Source organism: Desulfoluna butyratoxydans, from assembly GCF_900699765.1.
Lineage (GTDB): Bacteria > Desulfobacterota > Desulfobacteria > Desulfobacterales > Desulfolunaceae > Desulfoluna > Desulfoluna butyratoxydans.
The window spans coordinates 555179-579586 of the sequence record NZ_CAADHO010000001.1 but is presented as its reverse complement, the minus strand read 5'-3'; the positions used below and the strand labels follow the sequence as shown (position 1 = coordinate 579586).

Annotated in this window: 24 protein-coding genes; 13 read left to right on the top strand and 11 right to left on the bottom strand. The window is 60.3% G+C overall.

Annotated elements, in window-relative coordinates; all coding sequences use genetic code 11:
• The first annotated feature begins 7 nt into the window (after positions 1–7).
• The gene (locus MSL71_RS02560; protein ID WP_180137101.1) at positions 8–1150 is read left to right on the top strand and encodes an ATP-binding protein; all 1143 of its coding nucleotides are present in this window, start codon (positions 8–10) and stop codon (positions 1148–1150) included.
• A 488-nt stretch (positions 1151–1638) separates the two neighbouring features.
• On the opposite strand, the gene MSL71_RS02555 is transcribed toward MSL71_RS02560, so the two are convergent.
• Positions 1639–2229 carry a CDP-alcohol phosphatidyltransferase family protein gene (locus MSL71_RS02555; protein ID WP_180137100.1) on the bottom strand — a complete coding sequence of 197 codons (591 nt, stop codon included), beginning with the start codon at positions 2227–2229 and terminating at the stop codon, positions 1639–1641.
• 433 nt (positions 2230–2662) lie between these two features.
• Between MSL71_RS02555 and bioD the strand changes: the two genes are divergently transcribed.
• From bioD to MSL71_RS02495, 12 genes are all read left to right on the top strand, one after another.
• The gene (gene bioD / locus MSL71_RS02550; protein WP_180137099.1) at positions 2663–3370 is read left to right on the top strand and encodes a dethiobiotin synthase; all 708 of its coding nucleotides are present in this window, start codon (positions 2663–2665) and stop codon (positions 3368–3370) included.
• Entirely contained in the window at positions 3367–4242 is an 876-nt protein-coding gene (locus MSL71_RS02545; protein ID WP_180137098.1) for a pseudouridine synthase, read from the top strand. Before bioD ends, MSL71_RS02545 begins: the two co-directional genes overlap by 4 nt.
• Before the next feature lie 215 nt (positions 4243–4457).
• On the top strand, positions 4458–5438 hold the full coding sequence (bioB, locus tag MSL71_RS02540) for a biotin synthase BioB (RefSeq protein ID WP_180137097.1): 981 nt from the start codon (positions 4458–4460) through the stop codon (positions 5436–5438).
• Entirely contained in the window at positions 5438–5725 is a 288-nt protein-coding gene (locus tag MSL71_RS02535; protein ID WP_180137096.1) for an ApeI family dehydratase, read from the top strand. Before bioB ends, MSL71_RS02535 begins: the two co-directional genes overlap by 1 nt.
• A 44-nt stretch (positions 5726–5769) precedes the next feature.
• Complete coding sequence (locus MSL71_RS02530; protein ID WP_180137095.1) at positions 5770–6453, top strand: SDR family NAD(P)-dependent oxidoreductase; 684 nt, start codon at positions 5770–5772, stop codon at positions 6451–6453.
• 396 nt (positions 6454–6849) lie between these two features.
• Complete coding sequence (locus tag MSL71_RS02525; RefSeq protein ID WP_180137094.1) at positions 6850–7221, top strand: acyl carrier protein; 372 nt, start codon at positions 6850–6852, stop codon at positions 7219–7221.
• A 13-nt stretch (positions 7222–7234) separates the two neighbouring features.
• Positions 7235–8446, top strand: coding sequence for a beta-ketoacyl-[acyl-carrier-protein] synthase family protein (locus tag MSL71_RS02520; RefSeq protein WP_180137093.1), 1212 nt, complete (start codon positions 7235–7237; stop codon positions 8444–8446).
• Positions 8443–8862 carry a hypothetical protein gene (locus tag MSL71_RS02515; protein ID WP_180137092.1) on the top strand — a complete coding sequence of 140 codons (420 nt, stop codon included), beginning with the start codon at positions 8443–8445 and terminating at the stop codon, positions 8860–8862. The genes MSL71_RS02520 and MSL71_RS02515 overlap by 4 nt, the downstream gene beginning before the upstream one ends.
• Positions 8844–9977, top strand: a complete 1134-nt coding sequence (locus MSL71_RS02510; protein ID WP_180137091.1) for an aminotransferase class I/II-fold pyridoxal phosphate-dependent enzyme — start codon at positions 8844–8846, stop codon at positions 9975–9977. The genes MSL71_RS02515 and MSL71_RS02510 overlap by 19 nt, the downstream gene beginning before the upstream one ends.
• A gap of 273 nt (positions 9978–10250) precedes the next feature.
• Positions 10251–12068, top strand: coding sequence for a hypothetical protein (locus MSL71_RS02505; RefSeq protein WP_180137090.1), 1818 nt, complete (start codon positions 10251–10253; stop codon positions 12066–12068).
• A gap of 38 nt (positions 12069–12106) precedes the next feature.
• Positions 12107–13531, top strand: a complete 1425-nt coding sequence (locus MSL71_RS02500; protein WP_180137089.1) for a hypothetical protein — start codon at positions 12107–12109, stop codon at positions 13529–13531.
• Positions 13532–14197: 666 nt separating this feature from the next.
• A complete protein-coding gene (locus tag MSL71_RS02495; protein ID WP_180137088.1) occupies positions 14198–14743 on the top strand; it encodes a hypothetical protein in 546 nt (181 codons plus the stop codon).
• A gap of 61 nt (positions 14744–14804) precedes the next feature.
• On the opposite strand, the gene MSL71_RS02490 is transcribed toward MSL71_RS02495, so the two are convergent.
• The 10 genes from MSL71_RS02490 to MSL71_RS02445 all read right to left on the bottom strand — a co-directional run bounded on the left by MSL71_RS02490 (position 14805) and on the right by MSL71_RS02445 (position 24358).
• Positions 14805–15500 carry a DVU0298 family protein gene (locus MSL71_RS02490; RefSeq protein ID WP_180137087.1) on the bottom strand — a complete coding sequence of 232 codons (696 nt, stop codon included), beginning with the start codon at positions 15498–15500 and terminating at the stop codon, positions 14805–14807.
• A 9-nt stretch (positions 15501–15509) separates the two neighbouring features.
• Entirely contained in the window at positions 15510–15869 is a 360-nt protein-coding gene (locus tag MSL71_RS02485) for a DsrE family protein (RefSeq protein ID WP_180137086.1), read from the bottom strand.
• A gap of 96 nt (positions 15870–15965) precedes the next feature.
• Positions 15966–17168 carry an FprA family A-type flavoprotein gene (locus MSL71_RS02480; protein WP_180137085.1) on the bottom strand — a complete coding sequence of 401 codons (1203 nt, stop codon included), beginning with the start codon at positions 17166–17168 and terminating at the stop codon, positions 15966–15968.
• A gap of 113 nt (positions 17169–17281) precedes the next feature.
• The gene (gene rd, locus MSL71_RS02475; RefSeq protein WP_180137084.1) at positions 17282–17440 is read right to left on the bottom strand and encodes a rubredoxin; all 159 of its coding nucleotides are present in this window, start codon (positions 17438–17440) and stop codon (positions 17282–17284) included.
• 58 nt (positions 17441–17498) lie between these two features.
• Positions 17499–19376 carry an FAD-dependent oxidoreductase gene (locus tag MSL71_RS26630; protein WP_180137083.1) on the bottom strand — a complete coding sequence of 626 codons (1878 nt, stop codon included), beginning with the start codon at positions 19374–19376 and terminating at the stop codon, positions 17499–17501.
• 257 nt (positions 19377–19633) lie between these two features.
• Positions 19634–20602, bottom strand: coding sequence for a flavodoxin family protein (locus MSL71_RS02465; RefSeq protein WP_180137082.1), 969 nt, complete (start codon positions 20600–20602; stop codon positions 19634–19636).
• Between the two features lie 452 nt (positions 20603–21054).
• Complete coding sequence (locus MSL71_RS02460; protein ID WP_180137081.1) at positions 21055–21765, bottom strand: phosphate ABC transporter ATP-binding protein; 711 nt, start codon at positions 21763–21765, stop codon at positions 21055–21057.
• An 18-nt stretch (positions 21766–21783) separates the two neighbouring features.
• Entirely contained in the window at positions 21784–22662 is an 879-nt protein-coding gene (locus MSL71_RS02455) for a PstA family ABC transporter permease (protein WP_180137080.1), read from the bottom strand.
• Positions 22659–23522, bottom strand: a complete 864-nt coding sequence (locus MSL71_RS02450) for a PstC family ABC transporter permease (protein ID WP_180137079.1) — start codon at positions 23520–23522, stop codon at positions 22659–22661. The genes MSL71_RS02455 and MSL71_RS02450 overlap by 4 nt, the downstream gene beginning before the upstream one ends.
• Positions 23522–24358 (bottom strand): phosphate ABC transporter substrate-binding protein, encoded by an 837-nt coding sequence (locus MSL71_RS02445; protein ID WP_246317694.1) that lies wholly within the window; start codon positions 24356–24358, stop codon positions 23522–23524. Before MSL71_RS02445 ends, MSL71_RS02450 begins: the two co-directional genes overlap by 1 nt.
• Positions 24359–24408: the final 50 nt, after the last annotated feature.

The following is a 24408-nucleotide window of genomic DNA, read 5'->3' as shown; positions in this document are numbered from 1 at the left end:
GACCCGTATGATGATGCCCCGCGAAGACATATCCCCCGACATCCACCAGAAAAAACTGGCCCGGCGCTTCAGCTCGGTGTGGCTCATCGGCCCACCCATGGGAGACGAACTGCAAGCCCTGGTCTGCCATCTTTTTGACCCGGAAGAGGCCCGGGTGGCCCTGGGGCTTCCCTCCTATGTACCCAAAAGACTCAAGGCCGTGGCCCGGCGGGCGCAGATGGCCGAGGCAGAGGCCCTTCCCGTTCTGGAACGCCTTGCCGCGCGGCGGGTGATCTATGGCGGGTCGTCCGGGTATTCTCTTATGCCCCTGATCCCGGGCATCTTTGAGTACTTTCTCATGAACGGCAAAGAGACCCCCATGCACCGGGGCTTCGGGGACCGCATCACCCGGCTCTTCGGCACGGGGTATGTGAAGGATTTCTTAGGCTGGGTCCGGGCCCCTGCCATCCGCAATATTCCCATTGAAGAGCATGTGTCCCACCAGCAGACCGTGGCCGACGCCGACCTGGTGGAAAAACTCCTGGCCGCCCACGACACCTTTGCCGTCTTAAATGTCTGCCAGTGCCGCCAGTCCGTGGCCTTTGCCGGTGGCCGCTGCAAACGGGCCCGGGTGGAGGACGGCTGCCTGCTCTTCGGCTCCTTTGCCGAAGGCGTGGTGCCCCAGGGCACCGGGTACCACGTCACCCGCGAGGAGATGCGGGCCGTGATCCGGGAACGCTGGGAGAGAAACCTCGTGCTGCTCACCGCCAACGTCTCCCACGAAAGCCCCAACGCCATCTGCACCTGCTGCGACTGCTGCTGCCACGGCCTGGAGACCATCAACCACTTCGGCGGCATGGCCCTCATGGCCGAGCCCAGGTTCAAGGCCGTGGTGGATGTTTCCGCCTGCACGAACTGTGGCCGCTGCCTGCGCGCCTGCAACACCCGCGCCCACACCATCGAAAACAAAGAACACCACTACGACCCCACCCGGTGCATCGGCTGCGCCGCCTGCCTCTCCTCGTGCCCGGAAGGGGCCATCTCCCTGGAACCCAACCCCTTGTACATTCCCCCTTCGGAGAGCTTTACCCGCCTTTTCCTCCGGCTGAGCCCCAAGGTGGCCGCCTTCGGCGCCCGCGCCTTCCTGATCCGGTTGAAGGCCAGACTCTAACGATTCAGTTTGCCTTAAAAAGCGTGCCTCCGGCGGCAAGGTGGGGGCACCTTGAAACCCTATGGCGAATGCATGGATGCAGTCATCATGCAAACGTTTTCGGAGCATTCGCGTGATGTGTGATGTCTGGCAACCGCTTTTTCATGATAGGCCCATTTCATTTTTCTGGAAATGCGATGAAGGGTATTGGATATTTGCTTGATTTTAATAAGAAAAGCTATGGCAAGTCGCTTTTTTGAAACAAAGCTCCGCAAATAAAGCGAACAAGTCGAATGTATCCCTGCGAAGCCTGGAAAGTCTTGTTTAAAATTTGGTAACTATTCAGCTTGCCTCCGGCGGGTCGCTTTTTTGAAAAAAGCTCCGCAAAAAACTTTCCGGTAGAAAGGTCAGAACAGTCAGAATCGCTGGAATTCATAGCAAAGCTGTCAAAACCTGTTTGTCAAACTTTTCAAAAGTTTGGCCCCCGGCAGGGCCGCCGGAGGCGTTTTTTATTTATCTTTTGAGTGTTCCAGGGCGTGCCAGATGGAGTGGACGTTGTAGTTCCACCTGGGAAGGATGAGGGTGATGAGAATGGACTCTACGGTGGAGGCCAGGTGGAGGATAGCCGAGAACCGGAAGGGGCCGCTCATGTCCTGGGTGTAGAGGAGGACGAGCAGGGAGATGGAGAGGAGCAGGGTGGCGCTCTTGGAGGTCCAGGTGTGGTAGCTCGGGGTTCTGCCGAACTTGACGTAGCCGCAGGTGAGCTGGGCAAAGCTCCCCACCAGGACGATCATGAAGTAGCGCAGTTCGGCCTCCAGGAGATGGGGCCAGAGCCACCAGATGCAGGGCAGGACCGCCAGGGCCAGGAGGAAGTCGGCCATGCTGTCGAGCTTGGCACCCAGTTCCGTGGTGTGCTTGAGCATGCGTGCAATGGCACCGTCAAAAAGGTCTGAGACCAGGGCAGAGGTGAGGAAGGCCAGGAAAGGGCGTTCTTCTCCGTTCCAGGCAAACCAGAGGATGACCGGTGAACAGGCGAGCCGGAAGAGGCTCAGGGTGTTGGGGACGGCATATAGGATCGTTCGTGCTATCTTTCCAGCCATACGTGGGTGTGCTCCGAGTGAGAATCTGAGGAAAAGTCCCAATGGCAGGGCTTTTGCATTGTTCTTTGAACAATGTACACTTCATATCACCGCAGGTTCCCCTTCGCAAGGAGGATATCCACGAAAAGGTTTGTGTGCGATCTTTTTTTGTGTTCCCGGCCGGGGCAGGGAACATTCCATGGGACGCGCAGGTGATTGAAATATGTTTTTGTTCATAGTACCACTATACCCATTCGTCTTTCAGGCTGTCCACGGAAGCTGACCTTCGGGTAACCCCGGCGGGACACCCTCCGTCAGCCATCAAGGGGCTTTGGATCCCCCGCATGGATTATGGAAACGGCGGCCCCCCGGGATTTCCGGGCCGCACGTTCGATGCGCGGGCTGTTACCATGTCGTTTTTCCGTGGCCCCCAACCCGTGATTTGGAGACCGTCATGTCCCCCATCCGAGACATCTGCATTACCGGCACCGACACCGATGTCGGAAAGAGCGTCCTCTCCCTTCTGGTGATGAAAATCCTTCGCGCCCAGGGCCTGGATCCCCTTTACCTGAAACCCTTTCAGACCGGTTGCCACAGCCCCACGCACCCGTACAGCGACCCCTCCTTTGTCCTGACCCTTATGGGCGGTCGCGACGAGGCCAAGGATTCTGTCCTGTACTGCTTCCGGGAAGCCAAGGCCCCCTATTTCGCGGCCCGGGAAGAGGGAAAAAAAATAGACCCTGAGGCGTTCAAGACCTTTATCCAGGAGAAGAGGGCCCTGGGCCGCCCCCTGGTGGTGGAAGGGGCTGGCGGGGCCCTGGTGCCGGTGACCGAGCGGTTGAACGTCATCGACCTCCTGGCCGAAGAGAAATTTATCCACGTGGTTGCCGCCCGCGCAGGCCTTGGGACCATCAACCATACCCTGCTTACCCTGGAGGCCATGGCCAGCCGGGGCATCACCCACCCCTTTGTGGTCTTCATCGACCGGGACGGCTCCACCGAGCCGGTGATGATCGCCGAACACATGGAAGCGGTGGCGCGCATTACGGGCATCCGTCCCGTGGCGTCCATCGGGCGAATGTGCTGCATCGAAACCGAGGCCGACGCCATGGCCGAGCGCCTGCTCCCCCTGGTGCGGGCCCTGGGGCTCGAAGCGGAATGAGCCGGAGCCCTTATGCGTCCACGGTAACGGTGGGGGAGGCGGTGCCTTCGGGGACCCCCATCCTGGCGTTTCTGGAAGCGCGCTTTCCTGCCGTGCCTTCGGGCACCTGGGAAGCGCGCTTAGACTCCGGGCTCGTCACCGATGAAAAGGGCGCGGCCCTTACCCGGGATGCTGTGGTGGTCCCCATGATGGTGCTGCGCTATTATCGGGAAGTGGCCCATGAAGACCCCATCCCCTTTGCCGAAGAGGTGGTCCATGTGGACGATCACCTCATTGTCGCCTGCAAGCCCCACTTTCTGCCCGTGATCCCTGCCGGTAAGTTCGTGAACGAGACCCTTCTTACCCGATTGCGAAACCGCTTCGAAAATCCGGAGCTGATCCCTGTGAACCGCATCGATCGGGAGACGGCAGGCCTGGTGCTTTTTTCCAGGCGAAAAGAGACCCGCGGGCTCTACCAGGGGCTGTTCATGGAAAAAAAGGTGAGCAAGGTCTACGAGGCCCTCTCCCTGAGCCGTCCGGATGGGGTCGGCCCCTTTCATGTGACGAATCGGCTCGTCAAGGGCGATCCCTGGTTCCGCATGGCCGTAGGGGAAGGGCCCAGCAACGCCGAGTCCACCATTGAGCTTGTGGCACCAAAGGGGGCGGGCGGGTTGTTTCGGATCTCCCCTGTCACCGGCAAGAAACACCAGGTTCGCCTCCACATGTGCGCCATCGGCGCCCCCATTGAAAACGACCACCTCTACCCGGACCTTCTGGACGAGGCCCCGCCCGATTTTGAGCGCCCCTTAAAGCTCCTGGCCAAAGAGGTGCGTTTCATCGATCCCGTCACCCAGACATCCCGTTGCTTTATCTCGCCACGATCCCTTGATTGACTGTGTGCCCCAGGGCAACAACCAGCGCCCCTGGGGGTTGCCTTTCTGTTAACCCTGCGTGGAGACGTAGTTGACAGCTCAGGGGATATGGCTGTATAACGGGCCTTTAAATACAACCAAGGCCCTGTGGCCCGGGGCAAACGCCAGCCGGGCAGCATGCGCAACCGAGACGGTTTTTTGCGGGGCTTTTTATTTAAGGAAAGCGACACGCCACCATGCATACCCATGAACTGATACGCCAACTTATTGCCGACCCCTCCTACCAGGTCGGGGAGGAAGAGGCCCTGCTTCTGTCCGAAGCCGGGCACGAATCCCTCTTTCTCCTGTTTGAAGCCGCCCGGGTGAGGTGCTCCCAGAATCGGGGAGACACGGTGTTCCTCTGCTCCATCGTCAACGCCAAATCGGGCAAATGCTCCCAGGACTGCGCCTTCTGCGCCCAGTCCTCCAGCCACGACACCGGGGTGGACATCTACCCCCTCATGGACGAGGAGACCCTGGTGGAGCGGGGCCATGCCATGGCCCGTGCCGGGGCCACCCGCTTTGGCATCGTCACCAGCGGACACAGCCTGAATGACGCCGAGATCGATCGGGTCTGCCGGGTAACCGAGCGCCTGAGAAAAGAGACAGACCTTGCCATCTGCGGCTCTCTGGGCATGCTGGACGCCAAGCGGGGCGAACGCCTGCGGTCAAGCGGCATGGGGCGGTATCATCACAACCTGGAGACCTCCCGCAGCCACTTCGACGCCATCTGCACCACCCACACCTACGACGAGGACATCGAGACGGTCCAGCTGGCCGCTGAGATGGGCTTCGGCGTCTGCTCCGGCGGAATCCTGGGCATGGGCGAAAGCTGGGCCCAGCGCGTGGAGCTGGCCCTGACCCTGAGGACACTCAACGCCGATACCATCCCCATGAATTTCCTGACCCCGGTGCCCGGGACCCGCATGGAAAATCGTCCCCTGATGCCGGTTTTGGACGCCTTGAAGTCCGTGGCTCTGTTCCGGCTCATCGCCCCTGAAAAGCGCATCACCGTCTGCGGCGGGCGTGAGGTGACCCTCCGGGATTTTCAGTCCTGGCTCTTTCCCGCCGGTGCCGACGGCCTCATGGTGGGCAACTACCTCACCACGGCCGGGCGCTCCCTTGACGACGACCTCAAGATGGTGTCCGACGCCGGGCTCATCGTGGGAGAGGTGTAATGGAAGCCGTCCTGTCCGGACTCTTCCGGTTCGACGGCTCAGACCCTCTGTACAAGGGGCACTTCCCCGGCAACCCCGTGGTACCCGGGAGTCTTGTGGTGGAGGCTTTTTATCATCGCCTCAGGGACGAGGGGCACGCCCCTGTTGCAGCAAAAAATTTCAGGTTCAGGGTGTTTGTTCCGCCCGGGGAGTATCGGTATACGGTCCGTTGCGAAAAGGGGCGGGCAACCTGCACCCTGTTCACCGATGAGGCTCCGGCCGTGACCGGAGAGATGGTGCTGCCATGACGTTTTCCGGACAAACTGTATTGATCGTGGGGGGGAGCTGCGACATGGCTCTCTCTCTGATTCCCTTCCTTGCAGGGGCCGGCCTTCGGCCCGTGTCCACCTTCAGGTCAACGGAAGGGGAACAAAAAATCCGTAATGCTGGCGGCACGCCCTGCGCGTTCGCCCTGCAAAACGCCCTGGAGCCCGATGGGTTTTCAACGCTGGATGCCCTGTTCCAAGACGGCGGCCCCGACTACCTGGTGGACTTTGCCCACGGAAACTTAGAGAGCCTCGTGGCCACGGCCGATGTGGCGGCTGTGGGGCGCTACATGCAGGAGAACGTTACCTGCCGCGCAGCCCTTGTGAAGTGGGCCTCCCGTCGCATGATGGCAGGCCGTTTTGGCCGGATGCTCTACGTCTCCTCCACCGCCGCTGCCCTCCAGAACGGCGGCCAGGGGTTTTACGCCGCCTCCAAGCAGGCCTCGGAATCCCTCTACCGGGGCGCGGGCATCGAGCTGGCCAAAAAGGGCATCACCAGCGCCATCCTGAGGCCCGGCTACGTGTCGGCAGGCCGTGGTACCGATTACCTGGAGACACACGGAGACCGAATTCGCCAGCGGGTACCCCTGGGACGCGCCGCCACCCCCGCCGAGGTGGCCGAGACACTTCTCTTTTTGCTCTCCGACGCCGCACGCCCCATCAACGCCACCGTGGTCACCATGGACGGCGGCCTCACCGCGTGCAAGTAGGGCCTGAAAGCGTGCCTCCGGCGGCGAGGTGAGCCACCTCGAAAGCATTTAGCCCTTGCGCTTTCTCCTTCGTTCCTCAGGAAAAAGCGCAAGGGCCTTTGGCTCGGGCTACGCCCGACATGAACGCTTATGGTTTGTGCGGGTTGGCTCACACGCTTCGAAGCAACAGGATACGTTGTCGCTACTTGCCCAGTATGGATTTAACCGCACTGGCTATAGCATAAATGCTTCAAAAGCAGGTTGCGGGTGAACATCAGGCTCGCTTTTGATTATGCCTGGCACACATGTGGTTTTTTAAAACCTGTTTGTTAAACTTTTTAAAAGTTTAGCCCCCGGCAGGGCCGCCGGAGGCAAGCTGAATCGTTATTCTCTTATATGTGGAGTGATACTGAGCCCATGACTGTTTTTGAAAAAATCCAGGCCACCCTGGCCGATATCCTGGACGTGGACGAAGAGCGCATCGGATCCGAGACCTACCTGTTCCGGGACCTGGACGTGGAGTCCATTGATTTGCTGGAGCTGGCCGTGAGCCTGAGCTCCGAGTTCAACATCGATGTCAACGACGACGAGGTCTTTCTGAAAACCCTGCGGGTCTACCTGAGCGAGCCTGGGGACCACGTCACCGACACCCGGGCCTACCTCATGGAAAAATACCCCTACCTCACCGCGTCCCGCGTGGACGAGATCCTGGCGGACCAGGACGGCGGCCCCGTCCTCAAGGTAAAAGACATCGCGGATTACGTCTCGTGGCGTAGTGATGCTGCATAATTAAGGAGTCTTCATGCGCAGGCGTGTGGTGGTGACGTCCATGGGGGTGGTTTCATCCCTGGGGGCGACATCGGAAGAGATTGGAAAGAGGCTTTCCGTCGGGGCGCCCCGGTTTGTGTTTACCGGGGAGGAGGGGCTCTGGGCGGCGCCGGTGGAGGGCTTTGACCTCAAGGCGTACACCGGGCGTTTCAAGGCCGGGCGGTACCTCAACCGGGGGGCGCAGTTTGCCGTGGCATCGGCTGCCGCGGCCATAGAGGCGTCCGGGCTTTCCGAGAAGCAGCGGGCCGACACCGGGCTGTTCTGTGGGAGCGGGCCCAACTTTGATGTGGGGGAGGAGTTTGCCAGGATCGACCATGGCGAGATCTCCGAGGAGGGTCTCTCTGCCTTGTGGATGCTTCGTTTTCTTCCCAACACGGCGGCATCGGCCATCTCCCGCCTCACCGGCATTCACGGGGAGAACCACACCTGCGGCAGCGCCTGCGCCGCGTCATTGACGGCCCTTGGGGAGGCGTACCGAAAGATCCGGGACGGGTATCTGGACACGGCCCTTGCAGGGGGCGGCGACTCCCGGATCAACCGGGGCGGGCTCCTGGCCTACGGCATGGCCCGGGCCCTGCATCGAAGCGAGATGGACCCGTCCACGGAGTACGCTCCCTTTGATGCCAGCCGAAAGGGCTTCCTGCCCGGGGAGGGCGGGGCGTTTTTCCTTTTTGAAGAGCTGGAACACGCCAGGCGGCGGGGTGCTGAAATCCACGCCGAGGTCCTGGGGTTTGGCTCTTCCCTGGACGGCTACAACATGACGGCCCCGGATCCTTCGGGCACCTGGGCGGAGAAGGCTGTTCGCCTGGCCCTGGACGAGGCCTTTCTGCTGCCCGAAGAGGTGGACGCGGTGTCGGCCCACGGCACGGCCACCGACCTCAACGACCGCATGGAGGCAGATCTTTTCAAACGGGTTTTTACGTCCCGGCAACCGGCCATCCTTGCCCCCAAGGCGTGGCTTGGCCATCTGGCCTCGGCCTGCGGGGCCGTGGAGCTGGCCGTGATGCTGTCAGCCCTGAAGCATGGCGTCCTGCCCTCCAACCCCAACCTCACCGACCCCCTGGACCCGTCCCTGGATGTTGTAACGGGTCCTCGAAGCGCCGACGGGGTCTCGACCCTTTTGTTTGAAAACTTTGGTTTCGGCGGCCAGAACAGCGCCCTGGTGGTGCGCAGGTGGCAACCATGACACAGGTTCTTGAGACCCCTTTTCTGATGCTCTCCCGGATATCGTCCGTTGCGGACAACTCCATGACGGCGGACTCCGCAGAACTGGGCGGCGAGCCCCATGGTCTTCTGGAGGCCATGGCCCAGTGCGCCGCCTATCACGTGCGGCACGTAACCGGTTTTTCCCGCCAGGCCTTTCTCATGAAGGTGACCCGATATCCTTTTCCACCGGCCCCGGTGACAGGGGTGGTACCCCTCACCGCTGTCCTTACGGGATCGGCCACCGATGCCCGGGCCTACCAGGTGTCGGCCGAGGTTGGTGGCGAGACCGTCACGGCCTCCCTTCTCATCGGCACCACCCCCTATGATGACCGTTTCGAGGCGGCCCGCCTCAGCCCCCACTATCAGGAGATTTTTCAATGTTTGACACGCGCTTGAGACAGAAACTGGCCCTCCAGAAAGAGAAGGGGCTTTACCGCAATCCGCCTGTGGTGGAGGGCGGGGACGGGCGCACGGTGACGGTGGATGGCCGTACCCTTGTTAACTTTGCCTCCAACGACTACCTCGGCCTGGGGCGCTGTGAGGCACTTCGCACCAAGGCCGCAGAGGCGTTTTCGCGCTATGGCACCTCCTCGTCGTCCTCACGGCTTGTGTCGGGCAACGGCTCGGCCATCCGCGAGGCGGAAAAAGCCTATGCCGACTACTTCGGCTACGAGGACGCTGTTTTTTTCCCTTCCGGGTACCAGGCCAACCTGGCCATCCTCTCCACCCTTTTCGGGCCGGAGGAGACCCTTTTGTTTGACAAGCACGTCCACGCCAGCACGGTCAAGGGCATGCAGCTGGGATCTGCTCCGTTTAAAGGCTTTCGCCACAACAGCATGGGGCATCTGGAAAAAAGGCTGAAGAGCGCCTCGGGCCAGTCCGTGGTGGTGACCGAATCCCTCTTCAGTATGGACGGGGATACCCCGCCTCTGGCCGAGCTTTCGGACCTGAAAGAGACCCTCGGGTTTCTTACGGTGGTGGATGAGGCCCACGCCTACGGCGCCATGGGCATCGGGGGGCGGGGCATCGCCCGGGGGGTGGCTGACGTGGCTTTAGGTACCTTCGGCAAGGCCATGGGTCTTTTCGGGGCCTTTGTGCTGCTGCCCTCCCTGTACCGGGAGTACCTGTTCAATTTTGCCTCTCCCCTTATTTACACCACGGCCCTGCCCGAAGCCCACGCCGTCACCGCCCTGTCCGTGCTGTCGGAGGTGGAGCAGGGCGATGACCGGAGGGAGCGTCTTTCTTATCTCAGCCGGAAGCTGACCCGGCTCCTCACCGACCGAGGGTTTACCGTCTGCGGCGAGGCCCACATCCTTGCCGTTCAGATCGGCAGCGAAGAGCGTGCCCAGGAGCTGGTGACAAAGCTTTTTAACCAGGGGTACTTTGCCTTTACCGCCCGGTTTCCCACCGTTCCCATGGGGCAGGCCATTATTCGCCTCAGCCTGACGGCCAACCACACCGAAAAAGATCTGGAAGATTTTTCCGACGCACTGGCCGCGTTGGACCGCTAACCCGGATATGCCTCGGGGCATCGACTGAACGCACCGTGCGGCGTGGCGGCGTGTTTGTCCGTGCCGGGGTCCTGGGGCTGTTTCGGCTGGCCGTTCCTTTTTGAATGCATTTGCCAGTTACCGGAAAAGGGTTGATCTTATTTTGTCAAAGTGGTAACAATGTTCACTATAAATAACACGGTGTGAATACAGAATCCGTGACCATGCACTCGGCGTGTTGCCGGCGTGGTTACATGACAACCTCAGGGACCTGTCCCAGCCAGGGAGGACGGCATGGCTTTTTCCGCCCGGGATTTCCGTCGCTATATCGTCTGTGCCTTTTTACTATGTGCCTTTGGTGCGGCAGGGGCTGTGGCGGCCCCCAAGCCCATGAAGGAGTGGGAGCTGGGCGGGGTTGAAGCCAGGACCGGGGTGAACCTGGGGTTCGACAACCTTGTGGTGGATAGAACCGGCGGCAGCTCAAGGTTTGTGCCCGATGATGAGACCAAACCGGACCATTTCCTCGAATTTACCTCCATGGACAGCAGCACCACATACAATGGGGATATCTCCATTGTGGCCGGGAAATACGTTGCCCCACAGCGGCAGTGGTTCATCAAGGACACGGCCAAGGTCCGGAAAGGGGAAGCGGGCATGATCGGCCTGGGCATCGACTGGTACTACAAGCACAAGCGCACGGATCCATACGAGATCAACAAGGGGAGTGACTTTACCCCTCCGGCCGAGGCCCGGGGGGTGACGGCGGTGGTGATCTCCATGGACAACGGCGAGGAGCCCTTTACGGTGGGGGCCAGCAGCAGCAACCTCAATTTTTCCGCCATCGGGTCGTACACGGACATGGGAGAGGACGTCGGTGATCGCATTGTGACCGGGTTGCTGGGGGCGGACACCGGGCTTTTGTCCATGACCGGTGTAAAAAACCTGGGCCAGCGGGTGACCCTCTACCCCATCGGAACCATAGACGGCTACGTCGAAGGGGAGGGCATTGCCCTGGAGCTTCGGAGCAAGACCACCATCGACGAGGTCACCATCTCCCGGGAGATTGGCGGGGAGACCTTCGTCAACCTGAGGGCCTCGGGGATTCACATGCGTGAGAGTTTCAGCCAGGAACTCCATGTTCAGTACAACAGGTGGGGAGACATGGACAAAGACTACTTTGCCAGCGACGCCCCGTCAGAGTACCTGGACAGCACCTACGACCCGGACGGCTTTTTCGGCAGCGACTACAACCCGGACCACCTCATGCTTTCGCGTAACCTGGTGAGGTCCCCGTATACGGGGGGGCCCGGTTATCACAACATGTACGACGGGTTCATGCTCAACGGGAACATCAACCAGATCGATTTTGCCGACCGCATCTCCGGACGAAAGCTGGTTCTGGACCACGGTCAGATGACCGAGGCGGACGTCATTACGGGCAAGAATTTCGACGACCCCGGCAAGCTGGACAACGATTACCAGATCCACAACCAGAACATGGCCAATGACATTGAGATCCTGGAACGTCCCATGACGATCCAGGTGAAGACAGGACGGACCTACAACAGCTTTGATCCGGCAACGGGCCAGCCCGAGCTTGTTTACGATGAGCGGAGTTTTATCGCCATCAACTGGCCTCGCCATGGCTCGGTGCGGGTGGAGGATCTCCAGGGGTTCGTCTCAGATCCCGGGGAGTGGCCCTACAACCAGTTCGGCCCCAGCATGGGGGGCGTGATTCTGGACGGCATGCGTGCCAAGAAGACCTACCTGGAGTTTCCCGGTCGAAAAGAGATGTACGCCATCACGGAACAGAACATCGACAGGTCGGATTCCAATAACTGGGTTCGCCACTACTATCTCTACGAGGCGGGCAAGCTGCCCGATGAGATGAACCCCAACGGCCTTCCCTCCAACCAGCCGGACTGGGACCCCATCGGCCGGGGGCAGCTCGACTTTTTAAGCAAGCTGGGCAATCCGGGAAATCCCACGGGGGGGCGATGGGACATGTACGATATCCAGAAGATCATGCCGGACAACGTGACCTACGACTTCTGGCATATCTACGAGCCGGAGTATCCCGGTTCCGGTGCCCAATGGGTACCGGATCATTGACGGCGATCGAGGCCCTTGAGCGCAAAAGGAGATGGACCATGGGGTGTGAAAACCACAGGCGTGAGTACTCCCGGCGTATCCTGACATGCGTGCTTGTCCTGGCGTGTTTCTGTTCGGGGGCAGCAACGGGGCGTTTTGCCCATGGCGCGGTGTGTCCCATGAGCGACGGTGCCCTGTCCGACATCACGGCCCAGACCAGCCCCATCTCGGTTGATATCGAGCGGGACACGGTGCGGATTTTCATGGACACGTACCTGGAGGTCTATCAGGAGACGGACAGGGTGCGCCTGGGGTACTACTACAAGTCTCCGGCTGAACTCACCACCCGAAAAGGCCTGAACCCGGGGGATTATGTGAGAAAGTACATTCCCTGGTCCGTTCCCGTTTCCTATCACCACCTGTTTGAAAACGGAGATCCCCGGATCGAGTGGCACCCCGGGGATGTGCCGGCCCACGACAGCACACCCTGGGAGAGCAAGCGCTTCAGGGTGGTCATGAACCCCTGGGTCACCGAGGACTCGCAAAAGGTCTATTCCCCCTGGCAGGTGGCCACGGAGTATACCCTGCACAAGGGGGAAGACAGGGACCTCTCCCTGGAGACTGTGTATGTGCCCTACGTGGATGACGACAACTACCTTTACAAGTACAAGTACAAGAAAGTTCTGGATATCGCCCCCTCCCACAGCTGGGTGGACGGGGCGCAAGGGGACAACAACGCCAACGGGCTCTTCTCCACCCGTCCTTATCGCAACCGGAACTATCTGGACTGGGATTTTTCCGTGGACAACCTGAGGATGGGGATCAGCCCGGACGAGCCGGCCCGCATCAACGGGCTTGTGATTCGGCTCAAGTATGACAACATCGCCTCCGCCGATCGAAAGTTGACGGATATCATCGTGGGGACCAACGACCTGCAGGGCGACCTCTCCTTTGATTACAAACGGGCCACGGGGATCTATAGCCCCAAGCTGCCACACCAGGCCCGCCAGATTGCCCTGCAGACCGGAGGGGACGGTAACAGCCTGGCCGGTTCGGACCTCGGAGAAGAGTTCAACTCGACACCCATTCCCGCCATCTATCAACGGGATACCATGATGTCCCTTGTGGATCAGTTCAGCCTGTCCCGCAACTACAAGAACCCCAAGGGAAAATCCTGGGTGGACGCCGTGCCGGACAACCCCTTGAGCAATGCCCAGCATTCGGGATTTTTTATCCGCATCGGCCTGGACCGGAACAGCCCCCATTTCGGGTACCAGCTCGTGGGGGGCTACAGCGAGCGTATTGCCTGCTCGTTCCAGTACAAGGGAGAATCCATCAACACCTCATTGTACAACTGGTGGAACGGCATCGAACCGTCTGCCGCGACGACCCAGTACCCGGCGTCACTCCAGAAGATCTACCAGCATGACCCCAATGTCACCGGGTTTTCCTATTTTGGGCAGGACCCGAACTATTTTCCGTAAACTGTGTGCTGCCCGGTCCGTTCATTTTTATGGGGCGGGTGGCGCGGGATAGGGATCAGGCTTTTGGGTGTCCCGATCAGGTGGCGCACCCTGTAAAAGGAGGCCACAAGGTGTCCGTCCGGTTGAGCACAGTGGGCTCAGCCGGATTTTTCGTTTTGGGAGCCGGGCCACGGCAGGCAGTGCGTCTCCACAGGCGCGTGGGTGTTTACCGGGAACTCCTTTCTTTGCCTTGTGGGATGCCGTTGTGCATTTGCTTCTTTTTCTCTGCGGAAAGGTGTTGCTTTTTATGCATTATTGATATAATTATCCCGCTCGTTTGTTCCTTCTGAATCTCTTCATGTGATTTTCTTTCATCCAATTCGGATCGAGACCTTTGCCCAGAGACGTAAAGTGAGTTCTGTATGACGGCCTTGGAAGAAGCTGAAGGGCGGATTGTGTATGCTGCGTGTGTCGGCTGCCTGCTTGATTGTGGGGGCCGGAAGGCGGAGCATCCGACTCGTCGGGGGGCCCTTTGCGGAAAAGCCGCGGGGTGTGTTTTGCATGCCGGAAGAGATGGTGTGGCAGGGGCAACAGGGCGCGGCGTCATGGGCAGATCCGGGATTTGCCTTGCAAATGATCGCATGAGCCCAAACCGTAACCGTCTATACACATAAGGAAATCAAAATTATGACTCAGGTAAAGAAACATTTTTTCAGCGGCGGCCTGAAAGGGGCTGAAGCAGCATTCGGCGAGCAGGCAGAAAAATACGGAATCTCCGAGACCACCTACGCCTTTGAAGGGCAGACCCTGACCCGGGAGGTGAACGTGGAGATCCTCTCCGAAGAGACCCTCAAAAAGGGCGATGTCAGCATGGAGATCGTCTCTGCCCGCATGGGACGGCGCTACGCCCAGGCCGACAAGATCCGCAAGGTCTTCCAGGTGATTTTTCACATGGTGAACAAAGGCTGCCAGGTGCTGGCCATTGGCTGGATCCAGGACGACAACACCGTCAAAGGCGGCACCGGCTGGGCCGTGGAGCTCGGCAAATTCTTCAACCGCCCCGTCAGCGTTTTCGATCAGGACAAGAACCAGTGGTACACCTGGAAAGAGAACCGCTGGGCCCTGGACACCCCCGTCATCACCCAGGACACCTTCTGCGGCACCGGGACCCGGAACCTTTCCGATGAAGGCAAGGCCGCCATCGACGAGCTGTTCAAACGCTCTTTTGCGTAACGAAAAAAAGCCCCGGCTTTTGCCTGGGGCTTTTAGTGTATTGATCTTTCAAGTGGGGACGTCAGGTGGCGCTTAGGAGTTTTCGTGCTTCATCGCCCACCGTGGTGGTTGCCAGGTCCCAGCCGGTGTAGAGGGTAAAGGGGTGGGAAGATCCCACCAGCTCTTCGGCCTGGGGCCGTGCCGCCTCATCACCCGTGCGGGCGGCAAAGAGCAGGGCAAGGCCTTGCTTGACGGGGTCCGCAGAGCGGAGGTGGCCCCTGACATCGGCCAGGGCAGGCCTCACCTTTTCAGGGTCTGCTTCGGCGAGCCTGCAGAGCCCCCAGAGGGCCCCGCGTTGAAGGATTTCGTGTTCCAGGAAGTTTCCCTCTTCACTGACATAGGAGCAGAGGATACGGTGGTACTCATCGGCGAGCAGCCGGTTGACGGCCGTGATCTCTCCCATGGCCTCGGGCGCTCCCCATCCGATCCCACCGGATTCGTCGTTCAAGGTCCACATCAGGCGTCGCATCACCACCCGCGCCTCTTCCAGATTTTCCCCTGCCAGGGCATCGGTGACCATCCCCAGGGAGGTTACGGCCCGCCATTTAATCTCTTCTTTTCGATCACAGAACAAGCCGATGAGAGGGCTCACCAACCGTCTCAAGGGGAGGCCTAAGAGTGTTGTTTTGACGCTTTCGGGTGTGCCTTCCTCAAGGAGGGGGCGCAGGGTGCGTTTGATCTCCCGTCCACCGGGATTGTCGTTGTCGTTGTCGGTCATGGGCCTCCTTTAGAAATTAATGACGGTGTAACCCTTTTGGATATAGCTTGCCACCGAAGGGTGGCCACTCATATCTGACAAAGGGGCAAGGCCCGATGTTTCAGCGTCGTCTCGTGCACCGAGTTTGGTGGCACACGCAAGGCAATATCCGTCGATAAGGTTTCGCTCAGACGCCTTCTTAAAGAGGGCGGGCAAAGGTGCCTCCTGGGAATCGATGTCGGAAAGCAGGGTGGTGGCCGGTCCCTCCAGAATGATTTTTACGGGGTGACCTTTATCGTCAAGGTCCAGACCGTTTAAGAGTACATGAATGAAGCAGCCGGGTTCCTGGCGGTAAGCGAAGAGAGCAAATGCGGTCGGTTGTGCTGTCATGACGGTCTCCTTGAGGGGACGGATGTGGATCTCTCTGGTGACGACATTTGCCGGAAAGGCTGGGCCCCGGCGGGAATGCCGGAGTCCAACCGGTTTTTATTCCGCGCTTTTGGCCTTGACGGCTTCACCGATGCCGACGCCGTAGTCAAAGCACGCCTTCAGGGCCTCGGAGTCCGGAACGTAGAGGGTGCGCAGGCCGTCGTCGATGCGTTCGAATCCCATGGTGTCCAGCTCGTTGTTGAGGAGCTTGACCGCTTCACCGCTCCAGCCGTAGGAGCCGAAGGCAGCCCCGAGCTTGCCCTTGGGCTTGAGGCCTTTCATGTAGCACAGAACATCGCAGAGGGTGGGAAAGATCCCGTTGTTGAGGGTGGGAGATCCCACCACCAGGGCCCTGGCGTCCATGAGTTCGGTCATGATATCGCTTCGGTGCCAGTTGCGGACGCTCATGGGGATGACCTCGACACCGGTGGACCGGGCGCCGTCCACGATTTTACGGGCCATTTTCTCCGTAGAGTTCCACATGGTGTCGTACATGACGATCACCTTCTCTCTGTTCTCCTGACGTGCCCAGGACGCGTAACGGTCCAGGATCCTCTCCGGATTTTTCCGCCAGAGGATCCCATGGTCCGGGCAGATCATGTTGAGGGGCAGGTCCATGGACTCGATGGATTCCAGGAGTTTTTCCACCCTGGGGGCAAAGGGCAGGAGGATGTTGGCAAAATATTTTTTTGCATGCTCGAAGAGCCCCTCGCCCATCTCATCATCGAAGTTTTCATGGGACGCGTAATGCTGGCCGAAGGCGTCGCTGGAAAAGAGAATGCCGTCCTCTTTGAGGTAGGTGAACATGCTGTCCGGCCAGTGGAGCATGCGGGTTTCGATGAAGCTCAAGGTGCGCTTGCCCAGCTTGAGCTCCGTGCCCGGCTTCACCACGTTCAGGTTGATTTTTTTCCCGTTGAAGTGGGCGGAAAGGGCTTTTTCCCCCATTTTGGAGCAGTAGACAGGGGTCTCTTCTCCAATGAGGTGAAGCACCCGGGGCAGGGCGCCGGAGTGGTCCATCTCCGCATGGTTGCTGATGATCATATCGATTTTCTGGGGATCGATGATCTTGCGGATGTTCTCCATGAACTGATGGGTAAAGGGTTCCTTGACCGTGTCGATGAGCACCACCTTGTCGTCATCGACGATAAGAAAGGCGTTGTAGGTGGTCCCCATGTAGGTGGAGTACCCGTGAAAGTCTCTGATGTTCCAATCCTTGACACCTACATCGTAGATGCCTTCGGCGATTTTAAGTGGTCTCATGGCTTGCTGTCGTCCTTTTTCGTTTCCGGATGGAAAACCCGGATCCCCGTGCGACCATGGTCGAGGGAATCCGGGTTGCAGATACCCGGGGATCTTTCCCGGGGCGTTACCTGTTACACTTCTTCAAACTCAGATTTTCCCACACCGCAGACGGGGCAGAGCCAGTCTTCGGGAAGATCTTCAAAGGCGGTTCCTGCTGCAATTCCGTTTTCGGCGTCTCCCTCTTCCGGGTCGTAGATATAGCCGCATACCGTGCACTCGTACTTTTTCATCGGGTCACCTCACTTGTGTTGTTGGTTGGGTGTGGTTTGGTTTGAAAAAAACCGTCTGTTATTTATCAAAATAGCGTTTCAAAAGCCCGGCAAAGGCCTGGCCGTGTCTTGCCTCGTCCTTGCACATCTCGTGAACGGTGTCGTGGATGGCATCCAGGTTGAGCTGCTTGGCCCGGGTGGCCAGGTCTTTTTTGCCCTGGCAGGCCCCGTGCTCGGCATCCACGCGAACCTGGAGGTTGGTGCGGGTGTCCGCTGCCACCACCTCCCCCAGGAGTTCTGCGAATTTTGCTGCGTGCTCCGCCTCTTCAAAGGCGATGCGCTTGTAGGCTTCGGCCACTTCCGGGTAGCCTTCCCGATCGGCCTGACGGCTCATGGCAAGGTACATGCCCACCTCGGTGCACTCTCCGGTGAAGTTGGCGCGAAGGCCTTCGATGATCTCGGGGTCCACTCCTTGGGCCACACCGATGACGTGTTCGTCGGCCCAGGCCAGGGAGCCACCGGCGCCCTGCTCCCTGAATTTATCTTTGGGGGCCTTGCACTGGGGACAATGGTCCGGGGGCACATCCCCTTCGTGGATGTAACCGCAGACGGTGCACCCCCACTTGGCGGGAGCCTTCTCTTGGGCAACTTCCTTGAATTTATCGGAAGGAACGCCGCACTGGGGGCACGCTTCCGGGGGAGTATCGCCTTCGTGGACATAACCGCATACCGTACAGACAAACGTTTTCATTTCAGCTTTTGCTCCTTTGTTTCCGTTCAATTTTCGCTCCACGTCGCTTCGCTCAGAAGGGCTCAAGGGGTGAGCCCCGGCAAGGAGTGTTTGTATCTCGTTAAAATGATCGATGTTTCCCACCATCTGGCATCCCGTCAGGCAGCCCTTTTGGAACACAATTTTTTTATACGTGCCTTCATCGCTTCGGGTGACGGACTCATGGGTGCCTTCGGCGTCCACGGTCCCAGCCGAAGCAAGGTAGATTCCCGTGACCTTGAGCATGGTGGCAAAGGCGGGCTCGCGGTAGCTGGCAGCCTGGCCGCTCATGTTGAGGCCTGCAATGCGTCCCTGGGCAAGGCCCGTGGACCAGATGCCGTGGACCGTGCCGTTGAAAAGGGCGCAGTCTCCGGCTGCGTAGACCCCGTCAAGGGGCGTCTCCATGGCATCGTTCACAGGAATGCCCTGCTGTGAGGGGATCCCCGAGGCCTCGGCAAGGTCTGAGACCGGCCGGATACCGGCGGAGATCAGCACCATGTCCGCCGGAACCAGGGTGCCCGAGGAGGTGATGACCCCCGTGACCTGCTCATCGCCGGTGATCTCCCTGGCCGCCGCCCCCGTGTGGAACTGAAATCCCTGGGCCACCATTTTTTCCATGAGCAGCTCGGCACCCTTGGCGTCGAGCTGCCGTGGGAGGATTCGGTGGGCATACTCCAGGACGGTGACCTTCTTTCCCCGTTTGATGAGGGCATGCCCTGCTTCCAGGCCCAGGAGACCGCCGCCGATGATCACCACATTGCTGACCTCCGGGGCGTTGGAGATGATTCGCCGTGCGTCTTCGATGCTGCGCAGGGTAACGACTCCTTTTTTCCGGACGCCCTCGATGTCCGGGATGTGGGGGCGCCCTCCGGTGGCGATGAGGGCCTTGTCCCAGCCGATGGATTCTCCCTGTTCCGTGAGGGCCGTGCGGCTGTGGGGATCGAGGTGCGTGATGCGTGTGCCCGTGGCAAGATCCACCCTGTGGGCGGCGTACCACTCCGGGTCCACCCCGGAAAGGTCTGTTTCGGGAAGGTCCCCCGAGATGTAGTCGCAGAGGCGGATCCTGTTGTAAAAAGGGGCCTCTTCGTCGGTCACCATGGTGATGCTGCCGGTGGGATCGTTGTCCCGAATCGTTTCCGCTGCGGTCATTCCGGCAATGCCGCTTCCGATGATCAGGTATCGTTGCATGATGTGTCCGTTGTCTCAGTTGGGCGCGTTACGCACCGGGGGCCCCTGGATGGTGAAGCGGGGCGGCTCATGGGGATTTCAATAAAGCATCTTGCGTGCCAGTATTTTGGATAAAATCAAAAGCTGCCGATTTTACGTTGTTTCCGGGCCTGTGCATGTTTTGCCGGCCTGTTGCCGGGATGGATCCTTCTGTATCAGGGCCTCCCGAATGGATCGAATTGTCTCATTTCCCGTGTGAGACACCCGTGGTTGCGGGCTTAAAGGGTCGGCAGGAGTTTGCGGACCCGGGTTTCCACCTGGCGGATGAGGGCCATGGCCTCGTCGTCGTTTTCCGGGGGGGCCGAAGGCAGGTCCCAGGTGATGTCGGCGGTTATCGTCGGGTTGTTGTTGAGGGAGCCGTCCATATCCACTATCAAACTTGGTGAAAAGGTGTCCAGGGTTTCCTGGAGGGCAAAAACCGGGATGTACCGGATATCCGTTTTCCTGCGTTCCATCCAGGCATCGCACCTGGCCTTGAGCTGGGGCGCAGGCTCAGTGCCTGCATGGCTCACCCAGGTGGTGGATGGCGAAAGGGACATGGCAACGGCCCAGGCAATGCGGCTTTTGACGGCCCCGTCCTTGCACACAAAAAGAAGATGGTGTTTCGGGGGGAACAGGGGCCCTGCGGCGAGGTCGGCGGCTGCGTAGACCCTTTTTTCGGTGTCGGAGCGTTCGGCAAGGGCCCCTTTGCCTTCGGCCCCGCGAAAGGTGAGGGCCCCGGCGTAGGTGGCGTCGATGGCATCAAAAAAGTAGCGGGAGTTGAGGACAAAGGCAGTGAAGAGATCGTCCCCGTGGGTGGCGGCCGAAGAGAGGATATAGCCCCGGCGTCTCTTTTTGCCGGGGTCACTCAGCTTGAGCCTGTATTTGCGTGACCAGAACATCTGGCCCCTGTCCATGGCCGACTTCAACTGGCCGGACGGCCCGTAAAAGTAGACCGGTGAGGCCATGACGATCACCTCGGCCCGGCGAAGCAGGGGGGCGATTTTCAGCGCGTAGTCGTCTTCAAAGATACACCAGCCGCTTTTTTCACACGATCCGCAGCCAATGCAGAATGCGAATTTCAGTTGAGGAATGGGAAGGGTCTCGGTCTGAAAGCCACGATGTTTCAGACGGTTGAGGAAGAGACCCAGGGTATGGTTGTTGTTGCCCCCTTTTCTAGGGCTTCCCTGCAGACCCACTGCTAACATCTGGCGATTCCTTCTTTTGGTGATGAAAGAGAAGCCCGGATCCCGGCAAGAGGGCGGTCACGCCCTTGGGGTAAGGGGCGGGATGCGACGGGCGTTGGCATTTATCTGCCGTGGAATCAGTGCGATAAAGCATTTGTGTCATTATAGCAGTCGGTGAGGCATTTTCAAGGCGGATCTGCAAAAATGGCGGGCCAACGCATTTATAAATTCAGTGGCCTCAGGCGGTTCGCTTTTTTGATAAAAAACTCTGCAAAAACGTAATTATTCAGGACTAAAAACCAGCCTCCGGCGGCAAGGTGTGCCACCTTGAAAGCAGGTAGCCGATGTAATTATTTTTTTATGACCTGTTTGTTAAACTTTTCTAAAAGCTTAGCCCCCGGCAGGGCCGCCGGAGGCAAGATCCAAATGCGCCTGCCCTGGTAAAAGTGGCCGACCCATGCCGGTACGGCGGGTCATGGGGTTGCCCGGGATTCCGTGCAGAGCGCCAGCTGCCCCCCGGTGAGCCGATAGACCCGATCGGCCAGGCGGGCGACCTGGGCCTCGGAGTGGGACACCAGCAGGATGGTGCAGTGTCCTTTCAGGGCCAGGAGCTGGGCCTCGATGTGGTCCCGGCTTTGTGGGTCCAGGGCGGAGGTGGGCTCATCCAGAAGGAGGATCTCCGGTTCGGTGACCAGGGCGCGTGCCAGGGCAAGGCGCTGCTGCTGGCCTCCGGAGAGGTGTGTGGCCGGGGTGTGGAGCCTGTCCTTGACCTCTTCCCAGAGCCCTGCGCGGGTCAGTGCGCGTTCCACCAGCCTGCGGACCTCGTCTTTGTTTTTGATCCCCGCAAAGGAGAGGGGCAGGGAGGCATTTTTGAAGATGGTAAAGGGAAGGGGCGTCGGGGCCTGGAAGACCATGGCCGCTTTGCGCCTCAGGCTGGGCAGGTTAAGGCCAGGGCTCAGCAGGTCCACCTCCCCGTGGGCAAACCTGGCCTTTGCCGAGCCTTCGGCCCGGGCGCCTTCATCGGCGGACCAGAGGCGGTTGACAATGGAAAGCAGGGTGGATTTCCCTTCCCCGGAGGGGCCGGTGACGGCCGTTAAAGAGCCCTCGGGGACCTCCATGGAGACGTTGTCCAGGATGGTGTGGGATCCATAGTAAAAGGAGAGGTCGCGGATGGTTAGTTTCATGGGGCGTCTGCGGCTTTCTTAGGTGTTGGAGGGTTCGGTGCCAAGGCGCTTGGCGATCCCTGCGGAGAGGCCGAAAAGCCCGGCACAGAGCAGCAGGAGGATGAGGGCGGCGCCGTAGCCCCTGGCAAGCTCTTCAGGGCCTGAATACTCCGAGGCGATGGTAAAAACGGTAAAGGAGAGGGCCTCGAACCGCCCGAAGAGGGCGTAGGGCACCCCGGCCGAGGCCACCACCCCGGTGAGCATGATGGCGGCGGTGTCTTCGGCACATCGTCCCAGGGCCAGGATGGCTCCCCGGAAGATACCCGGAGCGGCCATGGGCAGGTAGACCCTGTAGATGGCCTGGACTTGGGTGGCCCCCATGGCCTCGACGGCCCGTCGGGTGTCCGGGCCGATGGCTGCCAGGGCCAGCTGGGTGTTTCGCACGATGCCCGGAAGGACCAGCACCGCAAGGCTGAGGGCGGCCACGCACAACCCGGGGCCGAGGCGGCCGTTGCTGATTTTGTGGAGAAGGACGGCAAAGGAGAACCCGAAGAGCCCCACCACGATGGAGGGGACCCCGGCCAGGGTGTCGATGCACAGTGAAAGGGCCGCTTTTGCCCTTGGGGTGCCGAAGTGGCAGAGCCAGATGCCGGTGAGGACCCCTGCCGGAAGGGCCAGGGCCACGGCCAGGAGCACCAGGCAGAGGGTGCCGCAGATGGCCGGGAAGAGCCCGTCAAAGACGCGGGTGGCAAGGGTGAGGGCCTCCCAGGGGGGCACGTCTCCGAAGATGAGGGACACCTTCAGGGCAGGAAGCCCCTTGAGGACGATGTATCCCAGAAAGCAGCCTGCTCCGCCGAGAAGGGCCAGGGTGGCCATGAGGGCGAATCCGTATAAAAGGGCCCGTTTGAGACGGCTCATGCTTCCGGCCCCCGGGAGAGTCGCCTCACCAGCAGGGTGAGGACAAAGACCAGAAGATAGAGCAACAGGCCGCAGGCAAAGACCGAGCGGAACTCCGGGCTGTCGAAGTCCGCGGCCATGACCAGGGCGATGTGGCTGGTGAGGGTACGGGCCGGTCCCAGGGGGTCGGTGGGGGCTAGCACGGCGTTGCCCGCCAGCATCAGGGCGATGAGGGTGTCCCCGGCGGCACGGCCCAGGCCCAGAAGCAGGGCCCCTGCCATGGCCCGGGAGGCCTGGGGCAGAAGGAGGGTCCACACGGTCTCTTCCGGGGTGGCGCCCATGGCCGCAAAGCTGCGGAGCCACACCCGGGGCACGGCATCAAAGGCGGTGATGAGGATGAGGATCATGGTGGGGCTGATGAGCAGGGCCAGCACAAGGACGGCGGCCACCACCGAAAAGCCGGAGCCCCGCTCCCCCAGCTGCCGGACCAGGGGCACCAGGAGAAAGACGGCGGAAAAACCGTAGACCACCGTGGGGATGCCGGTCATGAAACCGGCCAGGGCCTTGAGGACCCTGCGGAGGCGAACCGGGGCCAGGTGGGTGGCAAAGCAGGCAAACCCAAGGCTCATGGGAAAGGCCAGGAGCGTTGCGGGAAGGGCAACGGCCAGGGTGCCGCCCACCATGGGAAGGATGCCGAAGCGGCCCTGGTCCGGCTGCCATATCGGGGCCAGCAGGGTGGACAGGGCCTCGGTTTTCAGAAGGGGGAGTGCCAGCCAGCCCATGAACCCGAAGATGGCAAGGGTCAGGCCCATGGTGATGAAGGCGGCCCCGGAGGCCGCCTTTTCACCAATGAGCTCGTGGGCTCTCCGGCGTGGTGTCATTACCCCTTCACCGGAATAAAGCCTTTGGCGGCAATGATCTCCTGGCCTCGGGGGGAGTAGAGGGCGTCGATGAACGCCTTGGCAAGGCCCGTTGCTTCCCCTTTGGTGTTGCTGTAAAGACCCCGGGCAATGGGGTATGCGCCGGATTTCACGTTGGCCAGGGTGGGGGCGGTGCCGTCAATGGCAAGGCCTGCCACAGAGGCGTCCAGGTGGCCCACGGAGAGGTAGCCGATGCCGTAGGGGTCCCCTGAAAGGGCGCTTTTCATGGCGCCGTTGGACTTGACGAAGTTGGCCCTGGGGTGGATCTCACCCTTACCCAAAGCCTTTTTCCAGAAGACCGACCGGGTGCCGCTGGAGGCGTCTCGGGTGTAGAGGTTGATGGCGCGGTCCGGGCCGCCCAGCTCCTTCCAGTTGGCCAGGGTTCCGGCGTAGATGGCCCGAAGCTGATCGCTGGTGAGGGCGCGGACCGGGTTGTCCGGGTGCACGGCCACGGCCACGCCGTCCACGGCCCATCGATGGAGGATCAGGCCGTATTTTTTGATCTCGTTGGGTTTCGGGGACCTGCCCGAGTTGCCGATGGTAACGATGCCTTCGCCCACCTGCTTGATGCCGAGGCCGGAACCGCCCCCCGCAATGGAGATCCGCACGGCCGGGGCGGCCTTCATGATCTCGGTGGACAGGGTTTTCATGACGGGGATGTGGGCTGTGCCGCCGGAGATGGCAAGTTCTCCTTTCAAGGGGGCAAAAGCATTCCAGTTGTCTGCCTGGACGTCGGTTGTCAGCGGAGAGAGGGTCCAGGCCAGAAGGGCCGCAAGGATAAAGATGCCACGTTTCACGGGTCGCCTCCTTTGGCGTTTCAGTGATGGTTTTTCCGTATGCGTCATAG

What these genes read in the sequence shown, in the direction of transcription:
- MSL71_RS02545 (WP_180137098.1), top strand. Translation starts at nt 3,367, where the DNA reads ATGAGCCGGAGCCCTTATGCGTCCACGGTAACGGTGGGGGAGGCGGTG.
- MSL71_RS02525 (WP_180137094.1), top strand. Translation starts at nt 6,850, where the DNA reads ATGACTGTTTTTGAAAAAATCCAGGCCACCCTGGCCGATATCCTGGAC.
- MSL71_RS02450 (WP_180137079.1), bottom strand. Translation starts at nt 23,522, where the DNA reads ATGACACCACGCCGGAGAGCCCACGAGCTCATTGGTGAAAAGGCGGCC.
- MSL71_RS02515 (WP_180137092.1), top strand. Translation starts at nt 8,443, where the DNA reads ATGACACAGGTTCTTGAGACCCCTTTTCTGATGCTCTCCCGGATATCG.
- MSL71_RS02455 (WP_180137080.1), bottom strand. Translation starts at nt 22,662, where the DNA reads ATGAGCCGTCTCAAACGGGCCCTTTTATACGGATTCGCCCTCATGGCC.
- MSL71_RS02520 (WP_180137093.1), top strand. Translation starts at nt 7,235, where the DNA reads ATGCGCAGGCGTGTGGTGGTGACGTCCATGGGGGTGGTTTCATCCCTG.
- MSL71_RS02505 (WP_180137090.1), top strand. Translation starts at nt 10,251, where the DNA reads ATGGCTTTTTCCGCCCGGGATTTCCGTCGCTATATCGTCTGTGCCTTT.
- MSL71_RS02490 (WP_180137087.1), bottom strand. Translation starts at nt 15,500, where the DNA reads ATGACCGACAACGACAACGACAATCCCGGTGGACGGGAGATCAAACGC.
- MSL71_RS02465 (WP_180137082.1), bottom strand. Translation starts at nt 20,602, where the DNA reads ATGTTAGCAGTGGGTCTGCAGGGAAGCCCTAGAAAAGGGGGCAACAAC.
- MSL71_RS02535 (WP_180137096.1), top strand. Translation starts at nt 5,438, where the DNA reads ATGGAAGCCGTCCTGTCCGGACTCTTCCGGTTCGACGGCTCAGACCCT.
- MSL71_RS02560 (WP_180137101.1), top strand. Translation starts at nt 8, where the DNA reads ATGATGATGCCCCGCGAAGACATATCCCCCGACATCCACCAGAAAAAA.
- MSL71_RS02500 (WP_180137089.1), top strand. Translation starts at nt 12,107, where the DNA reads ATGGGGTGTGAAAACCACAGGCGTGAGTACTCCCGGCGTATCCTGACA.
- MSL71_RS02555 (WP_180137100.1), bottom strand. Translation starts at nt 2,229, where the DNA reads ATGGCTGGAAAGATAGCACGAACGATCCTATATGCCGTCCCCAACACC.
- MSL71_RS02485 (WP_180137086.1), bottom strand. Translation starts at nt 15,869, where the DNA reads ATGACAGCACAACCGACCGCATTTGCTCTCTTCGCTTACCGCCAGGAA.
- MSL71_RS02460 (WP_180137081.1), bottom strand. Translation starts at nt 21,765, where the DNA reads ATGAAACTAACCATCCGCGACCTCTCCTTTTACTATGGATCCCACACC.
- MSL71_RS02480 (WP_180137085.1), bottom strand. Translation starts at nt 17,168, where the DNA reads ATGAGACCACTTAAAATCGCCGAAGGCATCTACGATGTAGGTGTCAAG.
- bioB (WP_180137097.1), top strand. Translation starts at nt 4,458, where the DNA reads ATGCATACCCATGAACTGATACGCCAACTTATTGCCGACCCCTCCTAC.
- MSL71_RS02495 (WP_180137088.1), top strand. Translation starts at nt 14,198, where the DNA reads ATGACTCAGGTAAAGAAACATTTTTTCAGCGGCGGCCTGAAAGGGGCT.
- MSL71_RS02510 (WP_180137091.1), top strand. Translation starts at nt 8,844, where the DNA reads ATGTTTGACACGCGCTTGAGACAGAAACTGGCCCTCCAGAAAGAGAAG.
- MSL71_RS02530 (WP_180137095.1), top strand. Translation starts at nt 5,770, where the DNA reads ATGGCTCTCTCTCTGATTCCCTTCCTTGCAGGGGCCGGCCTTCGGCCC.
- bioD (WP_180137099.1), top strand. Translation starts at nt 2,663, where the DNA reads ATGTCCCCCATCCGAGACATCTGCATTACCGGCACCGACACCGATGTC.
- rd (WP_180137084.1), bottom strand. Translation starts at nt 17,440, where the DNA reads ATGAAAAAGTACGAGTGCACGGTATGCGGCTATATCTACGACCCGGAA.
- MSL71_RS26630 (WP_180137083.1), bottom strand. Translation starts at nt 19,376, where the DNA reads ATGCAACGATACCTGATCATCGGAAGCGGCATTGCCGGAATGACCGCA.